Source organism: Klebsiella sp. DY2415, assembly GCF_026314315.1.
GTDB lineage: Bacteria > Pseudomonadota > Gammaproteobacteria > Enterobacterales > Enterobacteriaceae > Klebsiella > Klebsiella ornithinolytica.
In genome coordinates this window covers 3,715,480-3,737,233 of sequence record NZ_CP111115.1, presented here as the reverse complement: position 1 = coordinate 3,737,233, position 21,754 = coordinate 3,715,480, and the positions used below count along the sequence as shown (strand labels likewise).

Annotated in this window: 21 protein-coding genes; 7 read left to right on the top strand and 14 right to left on the bottom strand. The window is 55.7% G+C overall.

Annotated elements, in window-relative coordinates; genetic code table 11:
- The first annotated feature begins 8 nt into the window (after positions 1 to 8).
- From OQV00_RS17750 to OQV00_RS17735, 4 genes are all read left to right on the top strand, one after another.
- On the top strand, positions 9 to 482 hold the full coding sequence (locus OQV00_RS17750; protein ID WP_004859962.1) for a YbjO family protein: 474 nt from the start codon (positions 9 to 11) through the stop codon (positions 480 to 482).
- A 42-nt stretch (positions 483 to 524) separates the two neighbouring features.
- Positions 525 to 1,655 carry a 23S rRNA (uracil(747)-C(5))-methyltransferase RlmC gene (rlmC, locus tag OQV00_RS17745; protein ID WP_266279122.1) on the top strand — a complete coding sequence of 377 codons (1,131 nt, stop codon included), beginning with the start codon at positions 525 to 527 and terminating at the stop codon, positions 1,653 to 1,655.
- Between the two features lie 78 nt (positions 1,656 to 1,733).
- The gene (locus OQV00_RS17740; RefSeq protein WP_004859966.1) at positions 1,734 to 2,450 is read left to right on the top strand and encodes a response regulator transcription factor; all 717 of its coding nucleotides are present in this window, start codon (positions 1,734 to 1,736) and stop codon (positions 2,448 to 2,450) included.
- Positions 2,447 to 3,925: a sensor histidine kinase gene (locus OQV00_RS17735; protein ID WP_044348951.1), complete on the top strand. Its 1,479-nt coding sequence runs from the start codon at positions 2,447 to 2,449 to the stop codon at positions 3,923 to 3,925. The genes OQV00_RS17740 and OQV00_RS17735 overlap by 4 nt, the downstream gene beginning before the upstream one ends.
- Positions 3,926 to 4,003: 78 nt before the next feature.
- On the opposite strand, the gene artJ is transcribed toward OQV00_RS17735, so the two are convergent.
- The 6 genes from artJ to OQV00_RS17705 form a co-directional block, all read right to left on the bottom strand.
- Positions 4,004 to 4,735 (bottom strand): arginine ABC transporter substrate-binding protein ArtJ, encoded by a 732-nt coding sequence (artJ, locus tag OQV00_RS17730; RefSeq protein WP_004859969.1) that lies wholly within the window; start codon positions 4,733 to 4,735, stop codon positions 4,004 to 4,006.
- A 219-nt stretch (positions 4,736 to 4,954) separates the two neighbouring features.
- On the bottom strand, positions 4,955 to 5,623 hold the full coding sequence (gene artM, locus OQV00_RS17725; RefSeq protein ID WP_004859971.1) for an arginine ABC transporter permease ArtM: 669 nt from the start codon (positions 5,621 to 5,623) through the stop codon (positions 4,955 to 4,957).
- The gene (gene artQ, locus OQV00_RS17720; RefSeq protein WP_004859972.1) at positions 5,623 to 6,339 is read right to left on the bottom strand and encodes an arginine ABC transporter permease ArtQ; all 717 of its coding nucleotides are present in this window, start codon (positions 6,337 to 6,339) and stop codon (positions 5,623 to 5,625) included. The genes artM and artQ overlap by 1 nt, the downstream gene beginning before the upstream one ends.
- Positions 6,340 to 6,345: 6 nt before the next feature.
- On the bottom strand, positions 6,346 to 7,077 hold the full coding sequence (gene artI, locus OQV00_RS17715) for an arginine ABC transporter substrate-binding protein ArtI (protein ID WP_004859975.1): 732 nt from the start codon (positions 7,075 to 7,077) through the stop codon (positions 6,346 to 6,348).
- 19 nt (positions 7,078 to 7,096) lie between these two features.
- On the bottom strand, positions 7,097 to 7,825 hold the full coding sequence (artP, locus tag OQV00_RS17710) for an arginine ABC transporter ATP-binding protein ArtP (RefSeq protein ID WP_004859977.1): 729 nt from the start codon (positions 7,823 to 7,825) through the stop codon (positions 7,097 to 7,099).
- A 223-nt stretch (positions 7,826 to 8,048) separates the two neighbouring features.
- The gene (locus OQV00_RS17705) at positions 8,049 to 8,567 is read right to left on the bottom strand and encodes a lipoprotein (RefSeq protein ID WP_004859979.1); all 519 of its coding nucleotides are present in this window, start codon (positions 8,565 to 8,567) and stop codon (positions 8,049 to 8,051) included.
- 301 nt (positions 8,568 to 8,868) lie between these two features.
- Here OQV00_RS17705 and OQV00_RS17700 point away from each other — a divergent pair, with 301 nt between their 5' ends.
- Positions 8,869 to 9,735: a hypothetical protein gene (locus tag OQV00_RS17700; RefSeq protein WP_266279120.1), complete on the top strand. Its 867-nt coding sequence runs from the start codon at positions 8,869 to 8,871 to the stop codon at positions 9,733 to 9,735.
- Positions 9,736 to 9,785: 50 nt separating this feature from the next.
- Here OQV00_RS17700 and OQV00_RS17695 read toward each other — a convergent pair whose 3' ends face one another.
- On the bottom strand, positions 9,786 to 10,973 hold the full coding sequence (locus tag OQV00_RS17695; RefSeq protein ID WP_104896149.1) for an OmpP1/FadL family transporter: 1,188 nt from the start codon (positions 10,971 to 10,973) through the stop codon (positions 9,786 to 9,788).
- A 305-nt stretch (positions 10,974 to 11,278) separates the two neighbouring features.
- Complete coding sequence (gene yahO / locus OQV00_RS17690) at positions 11,279 to 11,551, bottom strand: DUF1471 family periplasmic protein YahO (protein WP_004859987.1); 273 nt, start codon at positions 11,549 to 11,551, stop codon at positions 11,279 to 11,281.
- Positions 11,552 to 11,955: 404 nt separating this feature from the next.
- Here yahO and OQV00_RS17685 point away from each other — a divergent pair, with 404 nt between their 5' ends.
- Positions 11,956 to 12,783 (top strand): N-acetylmuramoyl-L-alanine amidase, encoded by an 828-nt coding sequence (locus tag OQV00_RS17685; RefSeq protein WP_266279117.1) that lies wholly within the window; start codon positions 11,956 to 11,958, stop codon positions 12,781 to 12,783.
- 7 nt (positions 12,784 to 12,790) lie between these two features.
- On the opposite strand, the gene OQV00_RS17680 is transcribed toward OQV00_RS17685, so the two are convergent.
- The 4 genes from OQV00_RS17680 to poxB form a co-directional block, all read right to left on the bottom strand.
- On the bottom strand, positions 12,791 to 13,804 hold the full coding sequence (locus tag OQV00_RS17680; protein ID WP_004859991.1) for an NAD-dependent epimerase/dehydratase family protein: 1,014 nt from the start codon (positions 13,802 to 13,804) through the stop codon (positions 12,791 to 12,793).
- A gap of 96 nt (positions 13,805 to 13,900) precedes the next feature.
- Positions 13,901 to 15,334, bottom strand: a complete 1,434-nt coding sequence (locus OQV00_RS17675) for an SDR family oxidoreductase (RefSeq protein ID WP_165552044.1) — start codon at positions 15,332 to 15,334, stop codon at positions 13,901 to 13,903.
- Positions 15,335 to 15,344: 10 nt separating this feature from the next.
- Positions 15,345 to 16,346, bottom strand: coding sequence for a low-specificity L-threonine aldolase (ltaE, locus tag OQV00_RS17670; RefSeq protein WP_015584808.1), 1,002 nt, complete (start codon positions 16,344 to 16,346; stop codon positions 15,345 to 15,347).
- Positions 16,347 to 16,498: 152 nt separating this feature from the next.
- Positions 16,499 to 18,217, bottom strand: a complete 1,719-nt coding sequence (gene poxB / locus OQV00_RS17665; protein ID WP_004859997.1) for a ubiquinone-dependent pyruvate dehydrogenase — start codon at positions 18,215 to 18,217, stop codon at positions 16,499 to 16,501.
- 151 nt (positions 18,218 to 18,368) lie between these two features.
- On the opposite strand from poxB, the gene OQV00_RS17660 reads away from it, so the two are divergent.
- A complete protein-coding gene (locus tag OQV00_RS17660; protein ID WP_044351378.1) occupies positions 18,369 to 18,803 on the top strand; it encodes a DoxX family protein in 435 nt (144 codons plus the stop codon).
- Between the two features lie 151 nt (positions 18,804 to 18,954).
- Here the strand turns inward: OQV00_RS17660 and hcr are convergent, their stop codons facing one another.
- Entirely contained in the window at positions 18,955 to 19,923 is a 969-nt protein-coding gene (hcr, locus tag OQV00_RS17655; protein ID WP_004860001.1) for an NADH oxidoreductase, read from the bottom strand.
- A gap of 11 nt (positions 19,924 to 19,934) precedes the next feature.
- Positions 19,935 to 21,587 (bottom strand): hydroxylamine reductase, encoded by a 1,653-nt coding sequence (hcp, locus tag OQV00_RS17650; RefSeq protein ID WP_266279114.1) that lies wholly within the window; start codon positions 21,585 to 21,587, stop codon positions 19,935 to 19,937.
- Between the last annotated feature and the right edge of the window lie 167 nt (positions 21,588 to 21,754).

Genomic DNA, 21,754 nt, shown 5'->3' with positions numbered 1-21,754 from the left:
CGTTTCCGTTGGGACTGTTTACAAAAACTCGTTCATCTCATGCGCGTCTTAACGTCCCTGCACTGGTGCAGGTGGCGGCGTTCGCCATTATTTTGATTCGTGCCGTGGATCTGCTGATGATCCTGAATCAGCTGGGTATCGGTGGGATAGAGGCGTTTATTCAGCGTAGCGTGCAGACATGGACCTTGACGCTGGTGTTTCTCTCCAGCCTGTTGCTGGTCTTTATTGAGATCTGGTGCGCATTTTCACTGGTAAAAGGGCGTAATCTGGCGCGCTGGATCTTTCTCCTGACGCAAATTACCGTCACCGCTTATCTCTGGGCGGCCTCGCTGGGGTACGGCTACCCGGAGCTGTTCAGTATTGCCGGCGAGTCAAAACGTGAAATTCTGCGTTCTCTGGTGATGCAAAAACTGCCCGATTTGCTGGTGCTGGCGCTGCTGTTTGTTCCGGCGTCGTGTCGACGGTTTTTCCGACTGCAATAACGGTGATACAATCCCCGCCCCTGATTTCTGGAAGGTCTTTTTATGCACTGCGCACTCTATGACGCGGGCCGCTGTCGCTCCTGTCAGTGGCTGGAACGGCCGTTAACACAACAGCTCGCCAGTAAAATGGCCGATCTCAGAACGCTGTTGGCGGACAGCCCGGTGGCGACATGGTTTGAGCCGGTTTCCGGCCCGGAAGCCGGTTTTCGCAACAAAGCTAAAATGGTGGTCAGCGGCAGCGTTGAACGTCCGCTGCTGGGGATGCTGCACCGCGATGGCAGCCCGGAAGACCTGACCGACTGTCCGCTCTATCCGGCCAGTTTTGCAGCGGTATTTGCCGTGCTGAAACCGTTTATCGCCCGCGCCGGATTAACGCCCTATAACGTTGCCCGCAGGCGCGGCGAGCTGAAGTATCTGCTGTTAACGGAAAGCCAGCTGGATGGCGGCATGATGCTGCGTTTTGTGCTGCGTTCCCCGACGAAACTTGCGCAGCTCCGCGCCGCGCTGCCGTGGCTGCAGGCGCAGCTGCCGCAGTTGAAGGTGATTACCGCCAATATTCAGCCGGTGCATATGGCCATTATGGAAGGCGAAGAGGAGATTCTCCTCAGCGAGCAGGCGGCGCTGGCGGAAAACTTTAACGGCGTACCGCTGTGGATCCGCCCGCAGAGCTTCTTTCAAACGAATCCTGCCGTTGCCGGCCAGCTGTATGCGACCGCCCGCGATTGGGTACGCCAGCTGCCGGTCAATCATATGTGGGACCTGTTCTGCGGAGTGGGGGGCTTTGGCCTGCACTGCGCCACGCCGGAAATGCGCCTGACCGGGATTGAGATTGCGCCGGAGGCGATCGCCAGCGCGAAGCAGTCTGCCGCCGAACTGGGCCTGACCAACCTTCATTTTCAGGCGCTGGACTCGACGCAGTTTGCCACCGCTGAGGGCGAGATTCCTGACCTGGTGCTGGTCAACCCGCCGCGCCGCGGGATCGGCCGCGAGCTGTGCGACTATTTATGCCGTATGGCGCCGCCCTTTATTATCTACTCCAGCTGTAACGCGCAGACGATGGCGAAAGATATCGCGCGGCTGCCGGGCTATCGGGTTGAGCGGGTGCAGCTGTTTGATATGTTCCCCCACACCACCCACTACGAAGTGCTGACGCTGCTGGTTCGCGAAGTTTAAACAAAATGTGAACTCTTCTGCCGGCGTAAATCGGGTAAGCTTGGCTAATAACGGCGTGAAATGAGCGGAGCACTACCCATGGCAAAGAAAATCCTGTTGGTCGAAGATGACGACGATATTGCCGCGTTGCTGCGTTTAAATCTGCAGGATGAGGGATATCAGATTGTGCATGAAGCGGACGGCGCCCAGGCGCTGGTGCAGCTGGAAAAGGGCGGCTGGGATGCGGCGATTCTTGACCTGATGCTGCCCAACGTCGATGGGCTGGAGATTTGCCGGCGCATTCGCCAGATGACCCGCTATCTGCCGGTGATTATTATCAGCGCCCGTTCCAGTGAGACGCACCGCGTGCTGGGACTGGAGATGGGGGCGGACGACTACCTGGCCAAACCGTTTTCGGTTATCGAACTGGTTGCGCGAGTCAAAGCGCTGTTTCGTCGCCAGGAGGCGATGGGGCTTAATTTGCTGATGGATTCCGGGCGTATCGATTGCCACGGCCTGAGCATCGACCCGCTTTCGCGCGAAATCAGACTGCACGGTGAGCCGGTGGATTTAACGCCGCGCGAATTTGATCTGCTGTACTACTTTGCCCGCCATCCCGGCGAGGTCTTTTCTCGTCTGGCTCTGCTTGACCGCGTCTGGGGCTACCAGCATGAAGGCTATGAGCATACGGTCAATACGCATATCAACCGTCTGCGCAGTAAAATCGAACGCGACCCGGCGGAGCCGGAAATCATTCTGACGGTCTGGGGCAAGGGCTATAAATTCGCGCCTGCGCGTCAAGGAGCGGGGCAATGATGCGCCGGTTAAGCCTGAGCCAGCGCCTGGCGCTGGTGTTTACTTCGCTGCTGCTGCTTTGCGCGGCGGCGGTCTGTGCGGTTCAGCTGTACAGCAGCGCGCAATACGGTAATGCGATGGTCCAACGTCTTTCGGTCGGGCTGGCGCAGCAGATTGTTGCCCGTGAACCGCTGCTCGATGCGCAGGGCCAGGTCAATCGCGAGGCGCTGAAACCGCTTTTCGATCGGCTGATGGTCTTCAACCCCAGCGTCGAACTCTATCTGGTCTCTCCTGACGGCGAGCTGCTGGCCGATGCTGCGCCGCCGGGCCATATCAAACGCCAGCGCGTTGACATCGTGCCGATACAGACGTTTCTCTCCGGCGGCACCTGGCCGGTGTACGGTGACGATCCGCGTAGCCAGGATCAGCGCAAGGTCTTCAGCGTGGCGCCGTTGAATGTCGACGGCCAGCTGCGCGGCTATCTCTATATTATCCTGCAAGGGGAAACCTTTAATGAGCTGGCGGCCAGCGCCTGGCAGAAGACGCTGGGTAGTCTGCTGATCTGGACGCTGCTGCTGGTGGCCCTGTTTGGTCTGCTCGCCGGCGGCCTTGCCTGGTATTGGGTGACGCGCCCGGTACGTCAGCTGACCGCACAGGTGGGGATCCCCGGAGAAGACAGCATCGGGGCGATTAAACTGCTGGCGGCGCAAGCGCCGGAGCCGCATCCCGGTAATGAAGTGGCGATCCTGCATAACCGGTTTATCGACCTGGCCCGGCAGATCGCCGGACAGTGGGATCGACTGGCCGACAGCGATCGTCAGCGGCGTGAATTTATCGCCAATATTTCTCACGATCTGCGGACTCCGCTGACTTCGCTGCTGGGTTATCTGGAGACGCTGACGTTGAAAGCCGATCGGCTGAGCGCGGAAGAGAGCAAGCGCTACCTCAATATTGCGCTGCGCCAGGGGAATAAAGTCCGCTCTCTTTCTCAGCAGCTGTTTGAGCTGGCGCGCCTCGAACATGGCGGGATCAAGCTGCAGCCGGAGAAATTTGTGCTGGCGGAGCTGGTCCAGGACGTGGCGCAGAAGTTCGATCTGGCGATTGCCACCCGCCACATCCGATTACAGCTCTCGCTGGCCGGGGGATTGCCGCCGGTGGTGGCGGATTTATCGATGATGGAGCGGGTGTTGACCAATTTACTGGATAACGCGATTCGCCACACGCCGGATGGCGGCAGTATCAGCCTGACGGCCCGTCAGCAGGGGGCGGAGATGGTGGTTGAGGTAGCCGATAGCGGTCCCGGAGTTGCCGGCGAGCTGCGGGCGACATTGTTTGAACGGCCTTCAGTGCTTGAACCCGGTCAGAGCCCGGAATCACGGGGCGGGTTGGGGCTGATGATTGTGCGGCGAATGCTGCAGCTGCACGGCGGTGATATTCACCTGGTCGATGTGCCGGCAGGGGCCAGCTTCCGCTTTACCCTGCCGTTGCGTTCGTAGCGATAGCTCCCCGGTCAGGCTGTGCTGGCCGGGAAGCCGCCCGGGCAAGGTATTTCCGCACCGCGGGTCAGCAGAAAATTATTCCGGGAACCACTGGTTGCTGATTTTCTGATACGTGCCGTCCGCTTTAATCGCCTTCAGCGCACCATTGAGTTTTTCCAGCAGCGCCTTGTTGTCCGGACGTACTGCGATACCGAGGCCGGTGCCGAAGTATTGCGGATCGGTCACTTTTGGAGTGGCGACGCCCAGCTGCGGGTTGGTTTTCAGCCACTCATTCACCACGGCGGTATCGCCAAACACCCCGTCAATACGGCCGTTTTTCAGGTCGATAATCGCATTCTGATAGCTGTCATAGGCGACAGTTTTCACTTCCGGATGTTTATCCTGCAGGTATTTCTGGTGGGTGGTGCCGTTTTCCATGCCAATACGTTTGCCTTTCAGATCGGCAAAGGAGTGGAAGGCGTCTTTTTTAGCAATAACCAGCGCCGAGTTGGCGTAGTACGGATCGGTAAATGCGACCTGCTTGCTGCGCTCCGGGGTAATGTCCATACCGGAGATCACCGCGTCATATTTTTTAAATTTCAGCGCCGGGATCAGGCTATCGAAAGCGTGGTTGGTAAAGGTACAGTCAGCCTGCATCTGTTTGCACAGCGCTTTTGCCAGATCCAGATCGAAACCGACGATCTGATTGTTCGCATCCATGGATTCAAAAGGGGGGTAGGTTGCAGAAACGCCGAAGCTGATTTTTTCTGCGGCAGCGGCGCCAAAGGCGAAAGAGGAAAGCAGTGCAGCCAGAACTAACTTTTTCATCGTGGAACTCCCGTCGGTCAATCTTATGATGTTGTGCCGTGTCTGCGGCTGATTTTCACAATGCCACTAAATGAATTTGTATTCAATAATTACGTATAATTATTTTTTGTGGAAATAAAAAAGACGGGCATTCTATAGACATGCCCGTCTTTATGTTTGCTACTTATGCATTCATCTCATGCAACTCACTCGTGATGTGAGCTGCTGCGTCGGTCAACGCTAATTCCGTCGTTCAAACGCCAGCGCTTTACGCTCCACTAACCGCATCAGCAGCGTCAGCAGACCGTTGACGATGAGATAGACAATACCGGCCGCCCCAAACACCATAACGTCATAGGTACGTCCGTACAGCAGCTGGCCGTGCCCCATGACTTCCATCAACGTAATGGTGTAAGCCAGGGAGGTGCTTTTGAACACCAGCACAACCTCGTTGGAATACGAAGAGAGGGCGCGTTTAAAGGCGTACGGCAGCAGAATCGCCAGCGTGTCTTTCTTGCTCATTCCCAGCGCGCTGCAGGATTGCCACTGGCCGTCAGGGATGGCGCGGATCGCACCATAAAACAGCTGGGTGGTGTAAGCTGCGCTGTTCAGGGACAGGGCTATCATGGCGCACAGCCAGGGTTCAGAAATCAGATGCCACAGTACCGGGTAGTTCTGCAAAGAGGGGAACTGACCCGGGCCATAGTAAATCAGGAAGATCTGTACCAGCAGCGGCGTACCGGTAAATAAGGTGATGTAAGCGCGAACAATCCACACCAGTACCGGCGTTTTCAGCGTCAGGACGATGGTGAAAACCAGCGACAGAATCAGCGCCACGACGATCGACGCCGCGGTCAGCGTCAGGCTGGTATGCAGCCCTTTCAGCAGTTCAGGTAAATAATCGAGCATCAGCCTGGTCTCCGTTCGAAGCGCGTCGCACGTTGGTCAATACGTTTGAGGATGTACTGACTGAGCAGGGTGATGACCAGATAGATCGCCGCCGCGATGATGTACCAGTTAAACGGTTCCTGAGTGCGGGTGGCGATGCTCTTGGTTTGCAGCATCAGATCGTTGACGCTGATTAAACTGACCAGCGCGGTATCTTTCAGCAGAACCAGCCACTGGTTGCCGAGGCCCGGCAGCGCATGACGCCACATTTGCGGCATCACCAGACGGAAGAAGATCGCCCCTTTCGATAGCCCCAGCGCCTGGCCGGACTCCCACTGCCCCTGAGGTACCGCCTTGAGCGCCCCGCGCAGAGTTTGCGAGGCGTAAGCGGCGTAGAGCAGGGACAGCGCGATGGCGCCGCACAGGAACGGACTGACGTCGAAGTTTTCAATCTGCATCTGTACCGGAATCTGCACAAAGCCAAGATTGATCGTAAAACCGTCAGAGAGCGTAAGCAGCAGCTGAGAGGAGCCGAAATAGATAAACAGGACCACCAGAATCTCCGGTAGTCCACGCAGAACCGTGACCACGCCGGTTGCGAACCATGCCAGCGGGCGCCATTTTACTGACTCCAGCACGGCAAACAGCATCGCCAGCACAAGGCCGATGATGAGCGCGCAAACGGCAAGGCCGACGGTCATCCCGGCGGCACTTGCTAAGGGAAAAATTTCATTCATTTAGCGTTACTTCTGAAACCATTTGCTATAGATGGTCTGGTAAGTCCCATCTTTTTTCACTTTTTCCAGCGCAGCATTAAATTTCTGCTGCAGTTCGGTATTGCCCTGACGAAGCGCAATGCCCAGACCGGTACCGAAGTAGTCTTTATCGGTGACTTTATCGCCCACCGCGGCCAGCTTCGGATTGCTCTTCAGCCACTCGGTGACGACGGCATTATCACCAAACACGGCATCAATACGGCCGTTTTGCAGATCCAGCTTCGCATTCTGGTAGCTGTCGTATGGCACGGTGGTGATTTCAGGGTGTTTGTCGTTAATAAATTTCTGGTGCGTGGTCCCGTTCTGGACGCCGACCTTTTTGCCTTTCAGCTGTTCGAGGCTGGTGAATTTACCCTGCTGGCCGACAAACAGCGCCGAGTTTTCGTAGTAAGGCGTCGTGAACAGCACCTGTTTTTCACGCTCAGGCGTGATATCCATCCCGGCCATCACCGCATCGACGCGGCGGAATTTGAGGCTGGGGATCAGGCTGTCGAAGGCCTGGTTGGTAAAGGTGCAGGTAGCATCAATTTCTTTACACAGCGCGTTGGCCAGATCGACATCAAAACCGACAATTTTATTGTTGGCATCAATCGATTCAAACGGAGGGTAGGAGGCCTCAGTGGCGAAACGAATGGTCTGGGCGGCAGTAGCTGACAGGCTCATGCTGGCCAGGATCGCGGCAATCAGTACTTTTTTCATCGTCATTTCCCCGAAAACATCAATGTGAAAGATAGTTTTTAAACGCGTCGGTCTGCGGATGCGTAAAGCAGCTGGCATCCCCTTGTTCAATGATGTGACCATTTTCCATATACACTACGCGGCTTGCCGTTTTACGCGCCACTTCCACTTCGTGGGTGACGATAACCTGCGTAATGCCGGTGCCGGCCAGTTCGCGGATAATGCTGACGATCTGAGCGGTGATTTCCGGATCGAGTGCTGCGGTAGGTTCATCAAACAGCAGGACCTGAGGTTCCATCATCAGCGCCCGCGCAATGGCGACGCGCTGCTGCTGGCCCCCGGAAAGATGCAGCGGATAGCGATCGCTGTAGGGCTTGAGACGAAGACGTTCCAGCAGTTTTTCGGCGCGAGCGAGCGCCATGTCTTTACTTAACCCCAGCACGCGGCAGGGGGCTTCAATCAGGTTTTGCTGCACCGTCAGGTGCGGCCACAGATTATACTGTTGGAAAACCATACCCACGTTCTGGCGCAGCTCACGAATGGCTTTGTCAGAAGGTGCTTTGGTAAAGTCGAAGTGGTTACCGGCGATATGTAATGTCCCGGAACGCGGCATTTCCAGCAGGTTGAGTACGCGAAGCAGCGAGCTTTTCCCGGCGCCACTGGGGCCGAGCAGCACCAGCGTTTCCCCCTGCGGGCAATCCAGCGTGATGTCGAACAGCGCCTGATGCGCGCCGTAGAAGCAGTTAATGCCGTTTAGTTTAATACTCATCTGGGCTGTCTGATACGAATAGCTATTGAGGCCGCAAATACTACCTTTGACAGAATAGTTATGCAATATTTATGCGTTAAAAGTTAAATGTAAACCACATTTACCTCTAAACTTAGCACAAAATATGGGTTCGCGGGGTGGGGAGGCACAAATGTCGGCATAACCTGGAGAAATACCGACATTTTACCGGGGTTATCGTTTAAGTGGCGTGGGTTCCACGCCCTTATCCGCGTTTTTCAAGACTCTGTTGCAGGGAACCGGCCGGGGCATGGGAGTTAATGCCAAGATAACGCACGTCGTCGACGGCCCAGCACTGACCTTCCTGAATCATCAGCACTTCATCCTGCCAGCTTTGACTGCCCTGTTTTAAATCGACGCGCAGAGGAATATTGCGGGCATCGCGGTTTGGGATAGTTGAGGCGCTGGCTACGCTGGCGCTATCGGCTGGGGTCGTCGAGCTGGAGAAGAGGTTCGATTGCAGCAGCGAGCTGCGCGAGGGATCCTGGCGGGCATCGTTTAACAGCCTGGCCAGATCGTCGCTGAGATAAGGTCGCAGGGCCGCCAGGTCGTTGTTCCGATGCTGGATCTGATAATCGTAGAATTTCTGTGCTACCTCATCCGGCCCACCTTCGATGCAGGCCCCGCTGCGGGTGCCATTATCTTTATAGGCGGGCGTGACGGTGGTACAGGCACTCAGCGCGAGCGCGCACGGGATAATAAAAGCAACGAGTTTGTAGCGCATGATGATTTCCTTATAAGCTCACTACGTTATTAGTTTCTGTTCAAGCATAGCGTACTGGTTCCGGAATGCGCTTGACTCTTAGAGCTCAGGCAATACCTTTTTTCCCCACGGTCTATTTGTGCCCATGCGTTGTCCGCGATAATGCTATTTCTTATCATCGATGGCACGCTATTTATTCTCGCCAATACAATCTGTTTTTTACGTAAAAGTAAATTTATATATCTGGTTAAATGCTAAATAAGCAGTAGGGATAGTGTTTATATTTAGATTAAAAGAGGCTGTCAGCACAACGGGATTATTCGTGTTAAATAACTTTATAGCAAATGTTAAGGCCCGATTATGGGCGAAGTTTTTACCTCGCTTTGTGGCAAAAAACGACCGGCTGGGGGAACCGTATGACTATTATGCGGTACATTTTGCCGATGCCGGCAGGCAGCGCTATCGGCTGATTGGATTCAATGGTTACGACGTCCACGTTGAGCGTTTAGCCCTGTCGGCATCTGATGATGTGCAAACGGAAAAGTTACCCGTTTCCCGTATTCTCGGGATGGAAAGCGAAATTGTGCACTATAAAAAATATGGCAAGATTATATCGGAATCTATATTTTATTACGCCATTAACTATTACCTGCATATCGTCGATAGCAAAATTTTTCTTTTAAAAGGGAAAGGGGCTGTTGTTTCCACATTCTTCCGGGAGCGTGAACTCAAAAGTCAGGAACGTATATTTTTATTGCGTTTAATCATGAATGAGTTCGTGAGGCGGCGCCCGTCAGACCCCGCGGCAGGTCTCACTGTGGATGAGGTGATTGAACTTCTCTACGGCAGGCTGTGGTATAAACATATCCGCAATGAGTCATTCCAGTATAAAGTCACGCTGCTGATGGAATCGCTTGCCCTTTCAGGTGAGCTGGCCGAAGAGCGTGGCCGCTATATTGTGCAGGGCAAGGCGATTACCACGCTGGTCGAGTATGAAAAAGAACAGCGCCACGCCCGGCAGCAGGAAAAAATTCAGCGAAATATGGTCCGCCTGATGCTGATTATTACCGCCGCGACGGTATTGATTACCCTGGCATTACTCGGGCTGGCTGGCGTTATCGATTTACATAAAATATGGCAGGATATTTTGCAGATTAAGCCGGTACGTTTCTTATTCAAGCTGATTTAACGACCGGAGAATATCGCCCGATGCGCAGTTGCCGCGGGCGATATTTTGCGTCAGAACCGGTAGCTGTAGTTCATGCTGGCAAACCACAGGTAGGGATGATCGTAATCACCGGCGACAACAGCCGGTGTTTTCACCTGCCCGGACTGCATATGCAAACAGGAGACCGCGATGCCAATATTGCTGGCTGGCGTTATCTGATATTGCGCGCCGGCGGCAAAGCGCCACTCGTCGCCTGTCGGCATCGACAGAGCAATATCGCTTTGTGAATCATAAACCGTACTGTCGAAGCCCACCCCGGCGTTCAGGCGCCACTGTTCGGTTGGGCGATACTGAACGCCAGATGCGGTGTGCCAGGCGTCTTTCAGGCGATTCTGTTTATCACTTTGCCGCCCTGCGACGGTCACTTGCGGGCTGCCAAACTGGCTCCAGTCCTGCCAGCCGAGGTCACCCATCACCGACCACTGCTTATTGATGTCATGCACAAGGCTAAACATAATTTGTTGAGGGGCGCGTACCTGTGCCGAAATGGGTAGGTCATAGGTGGTATTTTCCGGCCTCGAGAGGCGGGCTTTGCCATCGATTTTAAAGTCGTAGTCGGTCTTACTGTTCCAGGTGATGCCGGCGCGAGTTTGCTCGGTCAACTGCATCAGCAGCCCCAGTCGATAGCTCATCGCCCAATCGTTGTCTTTATCTTTTTGATCGCTGCCTTCGACGTCGCGCGTCAGGCTCAGATAGCCGTAATTCAGGTTGGCGGAGGCGCCGATTGAGAGGCGATCGTTAAGCTTGTATGCCAGGGACGGGCTCAGGGTCATGGCGACCATGGTGCTTTTCTTAATCAGACGATCTCCGGCCCAGTTGCCAAAATCGATGCCTGAGCCGTAATTACCGTATAAACCCAGGCCGGCATAGAGATCATCATCGATTTTTTGCGCATAGAAACCGCTGGCGCCAGGAAACAAATTCATCACGTTTCCCGGACTGCTTCGACCGTTTTCATCGTTTAACTGATAAGAGATATCGCCGCCCATGACCTGCATTCCCCCGGTAAACATGTGATCCGGCAGGCGGGTCATTCCCGCAGGGTTGGTGACGATAGTGGAGGCATCCTGCGCCCGCGCCGCCTGACCGGCTCCCGCCAGACCGACATCTTCCGTACCGATTTCATAAAAATAGAGCGCACTCGCGTGCGAAAAACTGGAACAGACCAACCCAGAGAGGATCAATACGACCTTTTTCATTTGCCACCTGCAATGCTGTAAATTTTAGTCTTGTTTTTATGCCCGATAAGTATCGCCAACCCGCCTGCGGCAGAATGAATTTCTGTTTTTAAATATCATTTCGCTGCATGGTGTCAGAAGAATTTCGCCGGGATTTAAAATATGTAGTTCTGAATTTGAGTGTGCTGGCCGTGCGCGGGGCGCTATTTAATAATGATATGTAGGGGCTGTAAATATAAATGCTATCTAAAAATAAACCTTGTCATAAATACAAAAGGGGTAATATCGCCATTTGGCGATATTACCCCTTCAGAAAGAAAGATTAATTATTTTTTCTTATAAATATTGGCAGAAACATGAAGTTTCTTGTCGGTGTTGCCAGAAGACAGAACGACAACATCAGCACCTTTTTCTTCAGCTTTTTTCAGCAGCTCTGCACGCGCATCGCTAGGAGCGGTCTGGCCTGTAGAGGAAATGGTACCCACTTTTTGATACTGGGTCTGCACTTTTGCGAAATCTTCTTTGGACAAAATTTCCGCAGAGAATGCGTTTGCGGTTAAAAACAATGCTGCACCTGCCACTAAAGCTGCATATTTCATATTTTTAATCTCCATTGTTTAACTTGCTATCATCATGCCCTTGTTTTAACTAACCAATGAGCGGCACCAGATTGAATCAAGTGAATTTTTTTTTCAAGCTAAATACTACAAAACTATGATCCTTAACTTGTGAACTCATAAGGAAAAGATGACTCCAGGGTTATGATTTGTGTCGTCATTTTTCAAAAGGGCCGTTAAGACTTTACTTAATCTCATTTTAAACAGTGGTTAGTATAAATTTACCTTATGTATTACTGCGGTGAAATGTGAAAAATGGTACCGGCAGACAGCGTTGAGTTGATGGTTTATCATGAGTCAAGCCGCTATCGACACTGGCGGAAGGTGGTTTATATAAGGATCTGACTGATGGCCCGACTCACCGTAGGTTGGGGGATTGCCTCCCGATGAAACGTTCTGGACTTATCGCGCTCTTACTGCTGCTGGCCGGTTGTAGCGCAGAAAAAGGGATTATTGACCGCGACGGTTACCAGCTCGATACTCGCCATCCGGCGCAGGCAGCCTACCCGAGAGTGAAAGTATTAGTCATTCACTATACCGCCGATGACTTTGACGTCTCCCTGGCGACCCTGACGGACAATCAGGTCAGCTCCCACTACCTGATCCCCCAGCAGCCGCCGCTGTATCAGGGCAAACCGCGGATTTGGCAGCTGGTGCCGGAACACGATTTGGCCTGGCATGCCGGAATTAGCTTCTGGCGCGGCAGTACGCGTATTAACGATACCTCGATCGGCATTGAACTGGAGAACCGCGGCTGGCAGAAGAGCGCGGGGGTGAAAAGCTTTACACCGTTTAGTCCGGCGCAGATTAATGCGCTGATTCCGTTAGCAAAAGATATTATTGCCCGCTACCACATTGCGCCGCAAAACGTGGTTGCCCACGCCGATATTGCCCCGCAGCGTAAGGACGACCCCGGGCCGTTATTCCCATGGCGGCAGCTGGCCGGGCAAGGTATTGGCGCGTGGCCGGATGCCAGCCGGGTGGCGTTTTATCTCAACGGTCGGCCATCGTATCAACCGGTTGATAGCGCTGAACTGCTGGATACGCTCTCTCGCTATGGCTATCAGGTCACCCCGGAGATGACTTCCGCGCAACAGAAACGGGTCATTATGGTCTTTCAGATGCACTTCCGCCCGGCGCGCTGGGATGGCGTCGCCGATGCTGAAACCCAGGCCATCGCCGATGCGCTGCTGGAAAAGTATGGCCAGGGATAACCTGAGGCTAGCGGTGTAATTTGCCGTGGTCTTTCAGCCAGGCGGCGGTGCGAATAATGCCGTCATCCAGCGTGACCACGGGCTGATAACCCAGCTCTTGCTGAGCGCGGGAGATATCGAGGGTAAAATCAAAGTTCAGCTTGGAGACGCCGTAGTGGGTAAAGGCGGGTTCCCTGGCGGACTTATTGCCAAAATGCTCCATACTGCGGGCGATAATATCCAGCATCGGGTAGGGCACTGAGCGGATCCGGCATTTAATGCCCAGTTCATCAATCAGCTTCTGCACGATGCTGTTCAGCGTACGCGGTTCGCCGTTGGTGATATTCCAGGCGCGGCCGGAGGGCAGATGATCGCACTGTGGCTGGCTGGCGAGCCACATCGCATGTACCGCATTTTCATAATAGGTCATATCAACCAGCGCGCTGCCGCCGCGCGGCAGCAGAACGCTACCGTAGTGCTGCATCATTTGCGCCAGGCGAGGAATAAACACTTTGTCATGGGCGCCGAACAGGCTTTGCGGACGCAGAATGGTAAAGCGGGTATTGGGGTTCGCCTGGGCCAGCAGATGAATGACCTCTTCGCTGGCCGCCTTGCTGCGGGCAAATTCATTGGCGAAACGCTGCGGGCGGAAATCTTCCTGCACATCGCGATGATGGTGATAATCGAAATAGAGCGACGGGGAGGAGATATGAACGAAATTACGCACGCCCCAGGCAACGGCCCACTCTCCGAGACGGCGGGTAGCCCGCACGTTAGCGAGATCAAAAGCCTGCTGTGTACCCCAGGGAGAGGTAAAGCTTGAACAGTGCCACAGGGTATCGATACCGGCGAGCATCACTTTGGCCTGCGAAGAAACCAGTTCGGTTAAATCAGCAGGCACAAACTCGGCGCCCATTTTGCTCAGAAGCTTGCCCATCGCTTCATTACGCCCGGTGGCTCTGACGCTGATGCCTTGATGGCGCAGATATTCCACCGCGTTGCGGCCTAATCCGCTGGTCGCACCGGTAACCAGTACCTTCATATCAACCTACTGTCCCAGAAAAGAATTTCGTGCGCATTTTTCCGTGATTCTCCTCATGATGCAATGAGAATGATGAAAGAATGCCACACATACTGCCTATTTGCCTGTGATTTGTTCGGCCAGCCGGGCAATGCGTCGCGCCATGCCGCGAAAGATAAACAGATGCGCCGGGATCATCAGCAGCCAATAGAACAGCCCGGGCATGCCGTGAGGATGCCACCAGGCGCGGACATCCAGCTCGCGGCGATCGCCTTTATCTCTCAGCGTAAAACTCAGGCGCCCAAGACCCGGCGCTTTCATGCCGAATAATAAGGTTAGCTGCTTTTCCGGTTCGACGATAATGACCTTCCAGCTGTCCACCGTATCCCCGGTCTGTAGGTTGGCGCGATCGGGACGACCTTTCGCCAGCCGGTGGCCGACCAGCAGGTCCATCGCCCCGCGGATCTGCCACAGAATATTGCCAAAGAAGTAACCCTCTTTGCCGCCGATTTGATTGACCACCTGCCACAGCGCCGCCGCGCTGGCATGGGTGCTGACCGTACAACCGGCCTGTTTAGGGTAGTAGCCATACTCCGGCCGCCAGCGGGCAAACGCCTGGGCGTCATAGCCCCAGTCGCTGGAGTTGGCGAGCTGCTCTTCCTCTTTTAGCGTGCGGCGCACCGCTTCATCAAAGGAGATCAGCGTCTGGGGGATCAGCGCTCGCAGGGCGCGATCGTCGGCGATCAGATCGTGTTTTAATCCCTGAATCAATGCCCGGGCGATAGTGGGAGGCACCGACGTAATCACGTTGAGAAACCACACCGAAATCCAGCGGGTGGGAAAGGGGATCGGGATTAACAGGCGATGTTTGCCGCTAACCGCCATAAAGCGAGTGAACTGCTGCTGGTAGCTTAAGACTTCTGGTCCGGCGGCTTCCAGTACGCGATGAACGCGGGTCGGATGGTGAAGGAGTTGCACCAGATAATAGAGCAGGTTTTCCAGAGCGACAGGCGTCGTTCGCGAGCGAACCCAGCGCGGTGGCGTCAGGACCGGCAGGTTGTAGACCATATCGCGCATCACTTCGAAAGCGGCGGAACCGGCGCCGATGATAATTCCCGCCCGCAGTTCGGTGACCGGGACGGCGGATTCCCGCAGAATGTCGGCGGTGATTTGCCTGGCGCGCAGATGATCCGATTGTTCAGCTTCCGGCGCCTGCAGGGAGCTGAGAAAAATCAGCTGCCGGACCGGCGTAGCGCGCAGGGCATCGCGAACGTTGACCGCGACCCGGCGTTCGTGCGCAATAAAATCGCCGCCTTCACCCATCCCGTGCACCAGATAATAAACGGTATCCACCTGCGCCAGCAGGGCGGAAAGCCCCTGCGGCTGGTTAAGATCGAGCGGATGGCAGCTTACGCCCGGGAGATTGAGCTTCTGCAGCCTGTCGACATGGCGTGCCGCCGCCAGCACCGGGTAACCCTGCTCGCTTAATGCCTGCACCAGATGCTGGCCGATATAGCCGCTGGCGCCGAGCACCAGAATTCGTTGCGCCACGCCGCTCTCCTTAGCGTTGCAAAAATGCCTGCCAGTGGCCGACGACGTCCGTAAGCTGCTGGCGACTGACATCCAGATGGGTCACCAGGCGCACGATCGGCGAGGCATTGATCAGCACGCCGCGCTGCTGCATAAATGCGCCCAGCGCTTCGGCGTGTTCTTCCCCCACGCGGACAAACAACATGTTGGTATCATGTCGGGTCACGTCGGCGCCAATTGCGCTGAGCTGCCCGGCCATCCACGCCGCATTGTCGTGGTCCTCTTTTAACCGTTGGACGTTGTTTTGCAGGGCATAAAGGCCTGCCGCCGCCAGAATACCGGCCTGGCGCATGCCGCCGCCGACCATTTTCCGCCAGCGGGTGGCGCGGCGAATGTACTCGTGGCTACCGACCAGCAGCGAGCCGACCGGCGTGCCCAATCCTTTAGAAAGACAGATAGTAAAAGAATCGCAATACCGGGCGATATCCCGCAGCTCACAATCGTATTCCACGACCGCATTGAAGATACGCGCGCCGTCAACGTGCAGCGCCAGATTGCGCTCGCGGGTAAATTGCCAGGCCTCTTTGAGATAGTCGCGCGGCAGAACCTTACCATTATGGGTGTTTTCAAGGCTCAGCAGGCGAGTTGGGGCAAAGTGGATATCGTCAGGTTTAATCTTCGCGGCAACTTTATCCAGCGGCAGGGTGCCGTCGGCGGCGGCGTCTATCGGCTGCGGCTGAATGCTACCCAGCACTGCCGCTCCGCCCGCTTCATACAGATAGTTATGCGCGCCCTGGCCGACGATATACTCTTCGCCGCGTTGGCAGTGGCTCAGCAGGCCGACCAGATTAGCCTGGGTACCGGTGGGCAGGAACAGCGCGGCTTCTTTACCGGCCAGCTGTGCGGCGTAGCGCTGAAGTTCATTTACCGTCGGGTCGTCACCATACACGTCGTCTCCGACCGGGGCGGCCATCATCGCCTCCAGCATGGCGGGGGATGGGCGGGTTACGGTATCACTGCGTAAATCTATCACGGCATTTCCTTCTGGGTAGCTCATCCCGCAGGCGGTTGCTGGGGCGCGACTTTTCTGACCCCGGCGACAGGCGTGGTGCTGTCGTCGGGGATGTTCGGGCGCGCCGCATCACGGCATCAGGCATGATTTCAGGTATTAACTAAAAGAATGTTTTACCTGAGCCAGTTGGTTTTCGCCAGTTCGATTACCTCATCGCCGCGTCCGCTGATAATGGCACGCAGCATGTACAGACTAAATCCTTTGGCCTGCTCCAGTTTGATCTGCGGCGGAATGGCCAGCTCCTCTTTGGCGACGACAACATCCACCAGTACCGGGCCATCGGTACTAAACGCGGTCTGTAACGCGCTATCGACCTCGCTGGCTTTTTCGACGCGGATCCCGGTGATCCCGCAGGCTTCAGCAATGCGGGCGAAATTCGTGTCGTGCAATTCGGTGCCGTCGGTCAGATAGCCTCCGGCTTTCATTTCCATTGCCACGAAGCCGAGGACGCTATTGTTAAAAATGATAATTTTCACCGGCAGCTTCATCTGCGCCAGCGAAAGGAAGTCGCCCATCAACATGCTGAAACCGCCGTCGCCGCACATCGCCACCACCTGGCGATCCGGCGCTGTCGCCTTGGCGCCAATCGCCTGCGGCATGGCGTTAGCCATCGAACCGTGGTTAAACGACCCGATCAGGCGGCGTCTGCCGTTCATTTTCAGATAGCGGGCGGCCCAGACGGTTGGCGTCCCGACGTCGCAGGTGAAAATCGCGTCGTCGGCGGCAAATTGGCCGATCTGTTGCGCCAGATACTGCGGATGAATGGCTTTGTCGCTTGGTTTCGCCAGATCATCGAGCCCTTTACGCGCTTCGCGGTAGTGCTCAAGGGCTTTATCCAGAAACGCGCGGTCGGTTTTCTCTTCCAGATGCGGCAGCAGCGCAGCGAGCGTGGATTTAATATCGCCGACCAGCGCCATATCGACTTTGCTGTGGGCGCCGATGCTGCCGGGGTTGATATCAATCTGGATAATTTTGGCGTCGGTGGGGTAGAAGGCCCGGTAGGGGAACTGGGTGCCAAGAAGCACCAGGGTATCGGCATTCATCATGGTATGGAAACCCGAGGAGAAACCAATCAGTCCGGTCATCCCGACATCATAGGGATTATCATACTCAACGTGCTCTTTGCCACGCAGGGCATGGACGACAGGGGCCTTTAATTTGGCGGCAAACTGGACCAGCTCGGCGTGCGCGCCGGCGCAGCCGCTGCCGCACAGCAGGGCGATATTACTGGAATAGCGCAGGACCTGCGCCAGCTTTTTGATCTCTTCTTCCGGCGGCGTAACCGTCGGCAGCGGCGCAGCGTACCAGTGCGTGCTGGCGTTCTCCGGCGCGGCTTTCAGCGCCACGTCGCCGGGCAGCACCACCACCGATACGCCACGGTTAATCACCGCTTTGCGCATCGCTATTGCCAGCACCTGCGGGATTTGCTCTGGCGTGGAGACCAGCTCGCAATAGTGGCTGCATTCGCGGAACAGCTCCTGCGGATGGGTTTCCTGGAAATAGCCGCTGCCGATTTCACTGGAGGGAATATGGGCGGCGATAGCCACCACCGGAACGTGGTTGCGATGGCAGTCAAAAAGGCCGTTGATCAGATGGAGGTTACCCGGGCCGCACGAACCTGCGCAAACCGCCAGTTCACCGGTTAACTGCGCTTCGGCGCCTGCCGCAAAGGCGGCGACCTCTTCATGTCGGGTGGGCATCCAGGCAATGGTGCCCATCCGGTTCAGGCTATCGCTCAGTCCGTTGAGGGAATCGCCGGTGACGCCCCAAATGCGTTTTACGCCGGCCTGTTCAAGAGTTTTTGCTATGTATGCCGCCACAGTTTGCTTCATGGTTCTCCATCTCCTTTTTGTGATAACGCTTACAAGCTTAGATGAAACTGACCGTTCCGCCCGCCCGTTCCCCTCATTTTCCGCTGGTTTATTGTTCGCAAATCCCGCATATTCTGTCGACACACCAGACGGTAAACAGGAATCATTTCAAATGGTTAAATCGCTGTTAAGTGCTGTTAATAAAATGTTATCGCATGATGATGTCGGCAAACTCTTGTTACGACTTGCGGTGGGTGGGCTGATGCTGTTTCACGGGTTGCATAAGCTTTTTGCCGGCGTGGACGGCATTAGCGGCATGCTGGTGGCCAAAGGATTGCCCGGTTTTATCGCGTATGGCGTGCTGGTGGGGGAGGTGGTTGCGCCTTGTCTGCTGATTCTGGGGATCCTTACCCGCCCGGCGGCGCTGGTGCTGGCGTTTACGATGATCGTGGCGTGGCTGATGGTGGGAATGGGCGAAACCGGGTCGCTGGATAAAACCGGGGCCTGGGCAATTGAGAGCCTGGTCTATTTCTTTACTGGCGCGCTGGCGATTGCCTGTCTTGGGGCGGGGCGTTTCTCGGTGGCGGGAAATTCGGTCTGGCGGTGAAGAACGGCCGGATGGCGCTGCGCTTATCCGGCCTACCGCGACTCTCACAGGCCCGGTCAGCGTTAGCGCCACCGGGCATTTTTGTCGGGGGCTCGGTGTTTACCCGACCTACAAAACGACCGCTGCTCTCGTAGGTCGGGTACCTCTACGATCAGGCGAGAACCAGATCCCCCTGCGGATGGCAGGAGCAGGCCAGTACGTAGCCGTCAGCGATTTCTGCATCGGTCAGCGTCATGGTGCTGCTGACCGTGTAATCGCCGGAAACCACTTTGGTCTTGCAGCAGCCGCATACACCCGCGCGACAGGCGACGGTCACCGGCACCTGGTTGCTTTCCAGCGCCTCCAGCAGCGTAGTACCGACCGGCGCATAAAACGCCTTCGCCGGCTGCAGTTTGGTGAACTTCAGTCCGTCGGTGGCCGCTTGCGCAACCGGCGTAAAGAACTTCTCTTTAAAGAAGCGCGTCACGCCAAGGGCGGTCACTTCCTGCTCCACCCAATCCATATAGGGCGCAGGTCCGCAGGTCATTACCGTACGGGTTGCGAGGTCCGGCACGCTTTTCAGTAACTCCGTGGTCAGACGCCCGGCGACAAAACCGTGAGTGGCGTTATTTTCCGCCACCAGCGTCACCGGGTACTGCCGCCACTCATCGGCGAAAATCACATCCTGAGGCGAGCGAATATTGTAAATCACCTGCACATCGGCCTGCGGACGATATTTTGCCAACCAGCGGCGCATCGACATAATCGGCGTAACGCCGCAGCCGGCGGCCAGCATCAGAAACTTGTCTTCCGCCTTATCTTCACAGGTGAACTCACCCATCGCGTCGGACAGCCAGAGATAATCCCCGCGTTTGAGCTCACGGGTCAGCCACTGTGAGCCGGCTCCCTCGTCAATCCGGCGAACGGTCAGCGTAATATATTCGCTGACCCCCGGCGTCGACGAAAGGGTGTAAGCGCGCAGCGTCTCTGCCGAATTGCGTACGCTTACCAGCGCGTACTGCCCGGCACGGTACGGATAATAGTCGTGGCAGAGCAACGAAATCGTCCAGACATCCGGCGTTTCCTGATGGATGTGATGAACCTGCATCCGCCACGGGCACTGATGGGTTGGCATGGTCATTCTCTTACTCCTTACGCGCTCAGCAGCTGCTGCATATCTTCTTCGACGGTGGTCACTGAACGTAGACCGAACTTCTCATTGAGAATTGCCAGCAGGTCCGGCGTGAAGAAGCCTGGCGCGGTCGGGCCGGTCACGATGTTCTTCACCCCCAGCGAAAGCAGGGTCAGCAGAATAACAATCGCTTTTTGCTCAAACCAGGAGAGCACCAGAGAGAGCGGGAGATCGTTGACGCCGCAGCCCAGTTTCTCCGCCAGGGTGACCGCCAGAATAATCGCCGAGTAGGCGTCGTTGCACTGACCGGCATCGACCAGACGCGGCAGGCCTTCGATATCGCCGAAGTCCAGTTTGTTAAAGCGGTATTTACCGCAGGCCAGGGTCAGGATCAGGCAATCATCCGGGACGCTGGTGGCGAAATCGGTGAAGTAGTTACGTTCGCCGCGCGCACCGTCGCAGCCGCCGACCAGGAAGATATGGCGCAGTTTTTCACGGCTGACCAGGTCGATAAGGGTATCCGCGGCGCCCAACAGCGTCTGGCGACCGAAGCCGACGGTGATCAGGTGCGGAATTTCGCTGTACGGGAAGCCCGCCATCTGCTGTGCCTGAGCGATAACCGGAGCAAAATCATCCCCCTCGAGGTGATTGACGCCCGGCCAGCCGACAATGCTGCGGGTCCAGATACGGTCATCATAGGCGCCAACGGTCGGGTCGATAATGCAGTTCGAGGTCATCACGATAGGACCTGGGAAGCGGGCAAACTCTACCTGCTGATTTTGCCAGCCGCTGCCGTAGTTACCGATCAGATGTTTGAATTTACGCAGTTCCGGATAGCCGTGCGCCGGCAGCATTTCACCGTGGGTATAGACGTTGACGCCGGTGCCTTCGGTTTGTTGCAGCAGATTGTAGAGATCTTTCAGGTCGTGGCCGGAGATCAGGATGCACTTGCCTTCGGTCGCTTTGACGTTGACCTGAGTCGGGGTCGGGTGGCCATATTTAGTGGTTTCACCGGCATCCAGAATGCTCATCACTTTGAAGTTCATCTGGCCGATTTCCATCGAGCACTCCAGCAGCGCGTTCAGATCGGCGGGCCAGGTGCCTAACCAGGCCATGATTTTGTGGTACTGCGCATAGATGTCATTGTCATACTGACCGAGAACGTGCGCGTGCTCCATATAGGCCGCTGCACCTTTCAGGCCGTACAGACAGAGCAGACGCAGGCCGAGAATGTTCTCGCCAATAGCCGCTTTGTCTTTGTTGGGGGTAAAGTCCGCCGCCTGGCGCTGCAGGTCGCCGAGATCGTCGCTCACCAGCTGCAGATTGGCCATCGGGTTATCGACGCTGGCGGTCGCATCAACGCTCAGGCACTGCGCTTTCAGCGCGTCGCGCATAGCAATCGCTTCACGCGCGTAGCCAACAATCCGCGGGGAGTCGAAGTTAACGTTGGTCAACGTGGAGAAAAATGCGCGCGGGGCAAAATTATCAACATCATGATTGATGATGCCATAGTCACGGGCCTTTACCGCCCATGCAGACAGACCTTGTAGGGAAGCAATCAGCAGATCCTGGAGATCGGACGTTTCGGCCGTTTTACCGCACATACCCTGCGCGTAAGAGCAGCCGTTCCCTGCCGGGGTACGGATGGTTTGTTCACATTGCACACAAAACATGGTCACACCTTTTTTAAAGTTATATTTGATATACATGTTTAAGGTTATGCCGGTAAAAGAAGGGAGAAAAGGTATTTCTGATACAATTTAAAGGGAGATTGATTTAGCGCAAATTTGGCCGCGGCGGGCTACCGCCACGGAGGTACAGATCGAGACCAGGACGATGC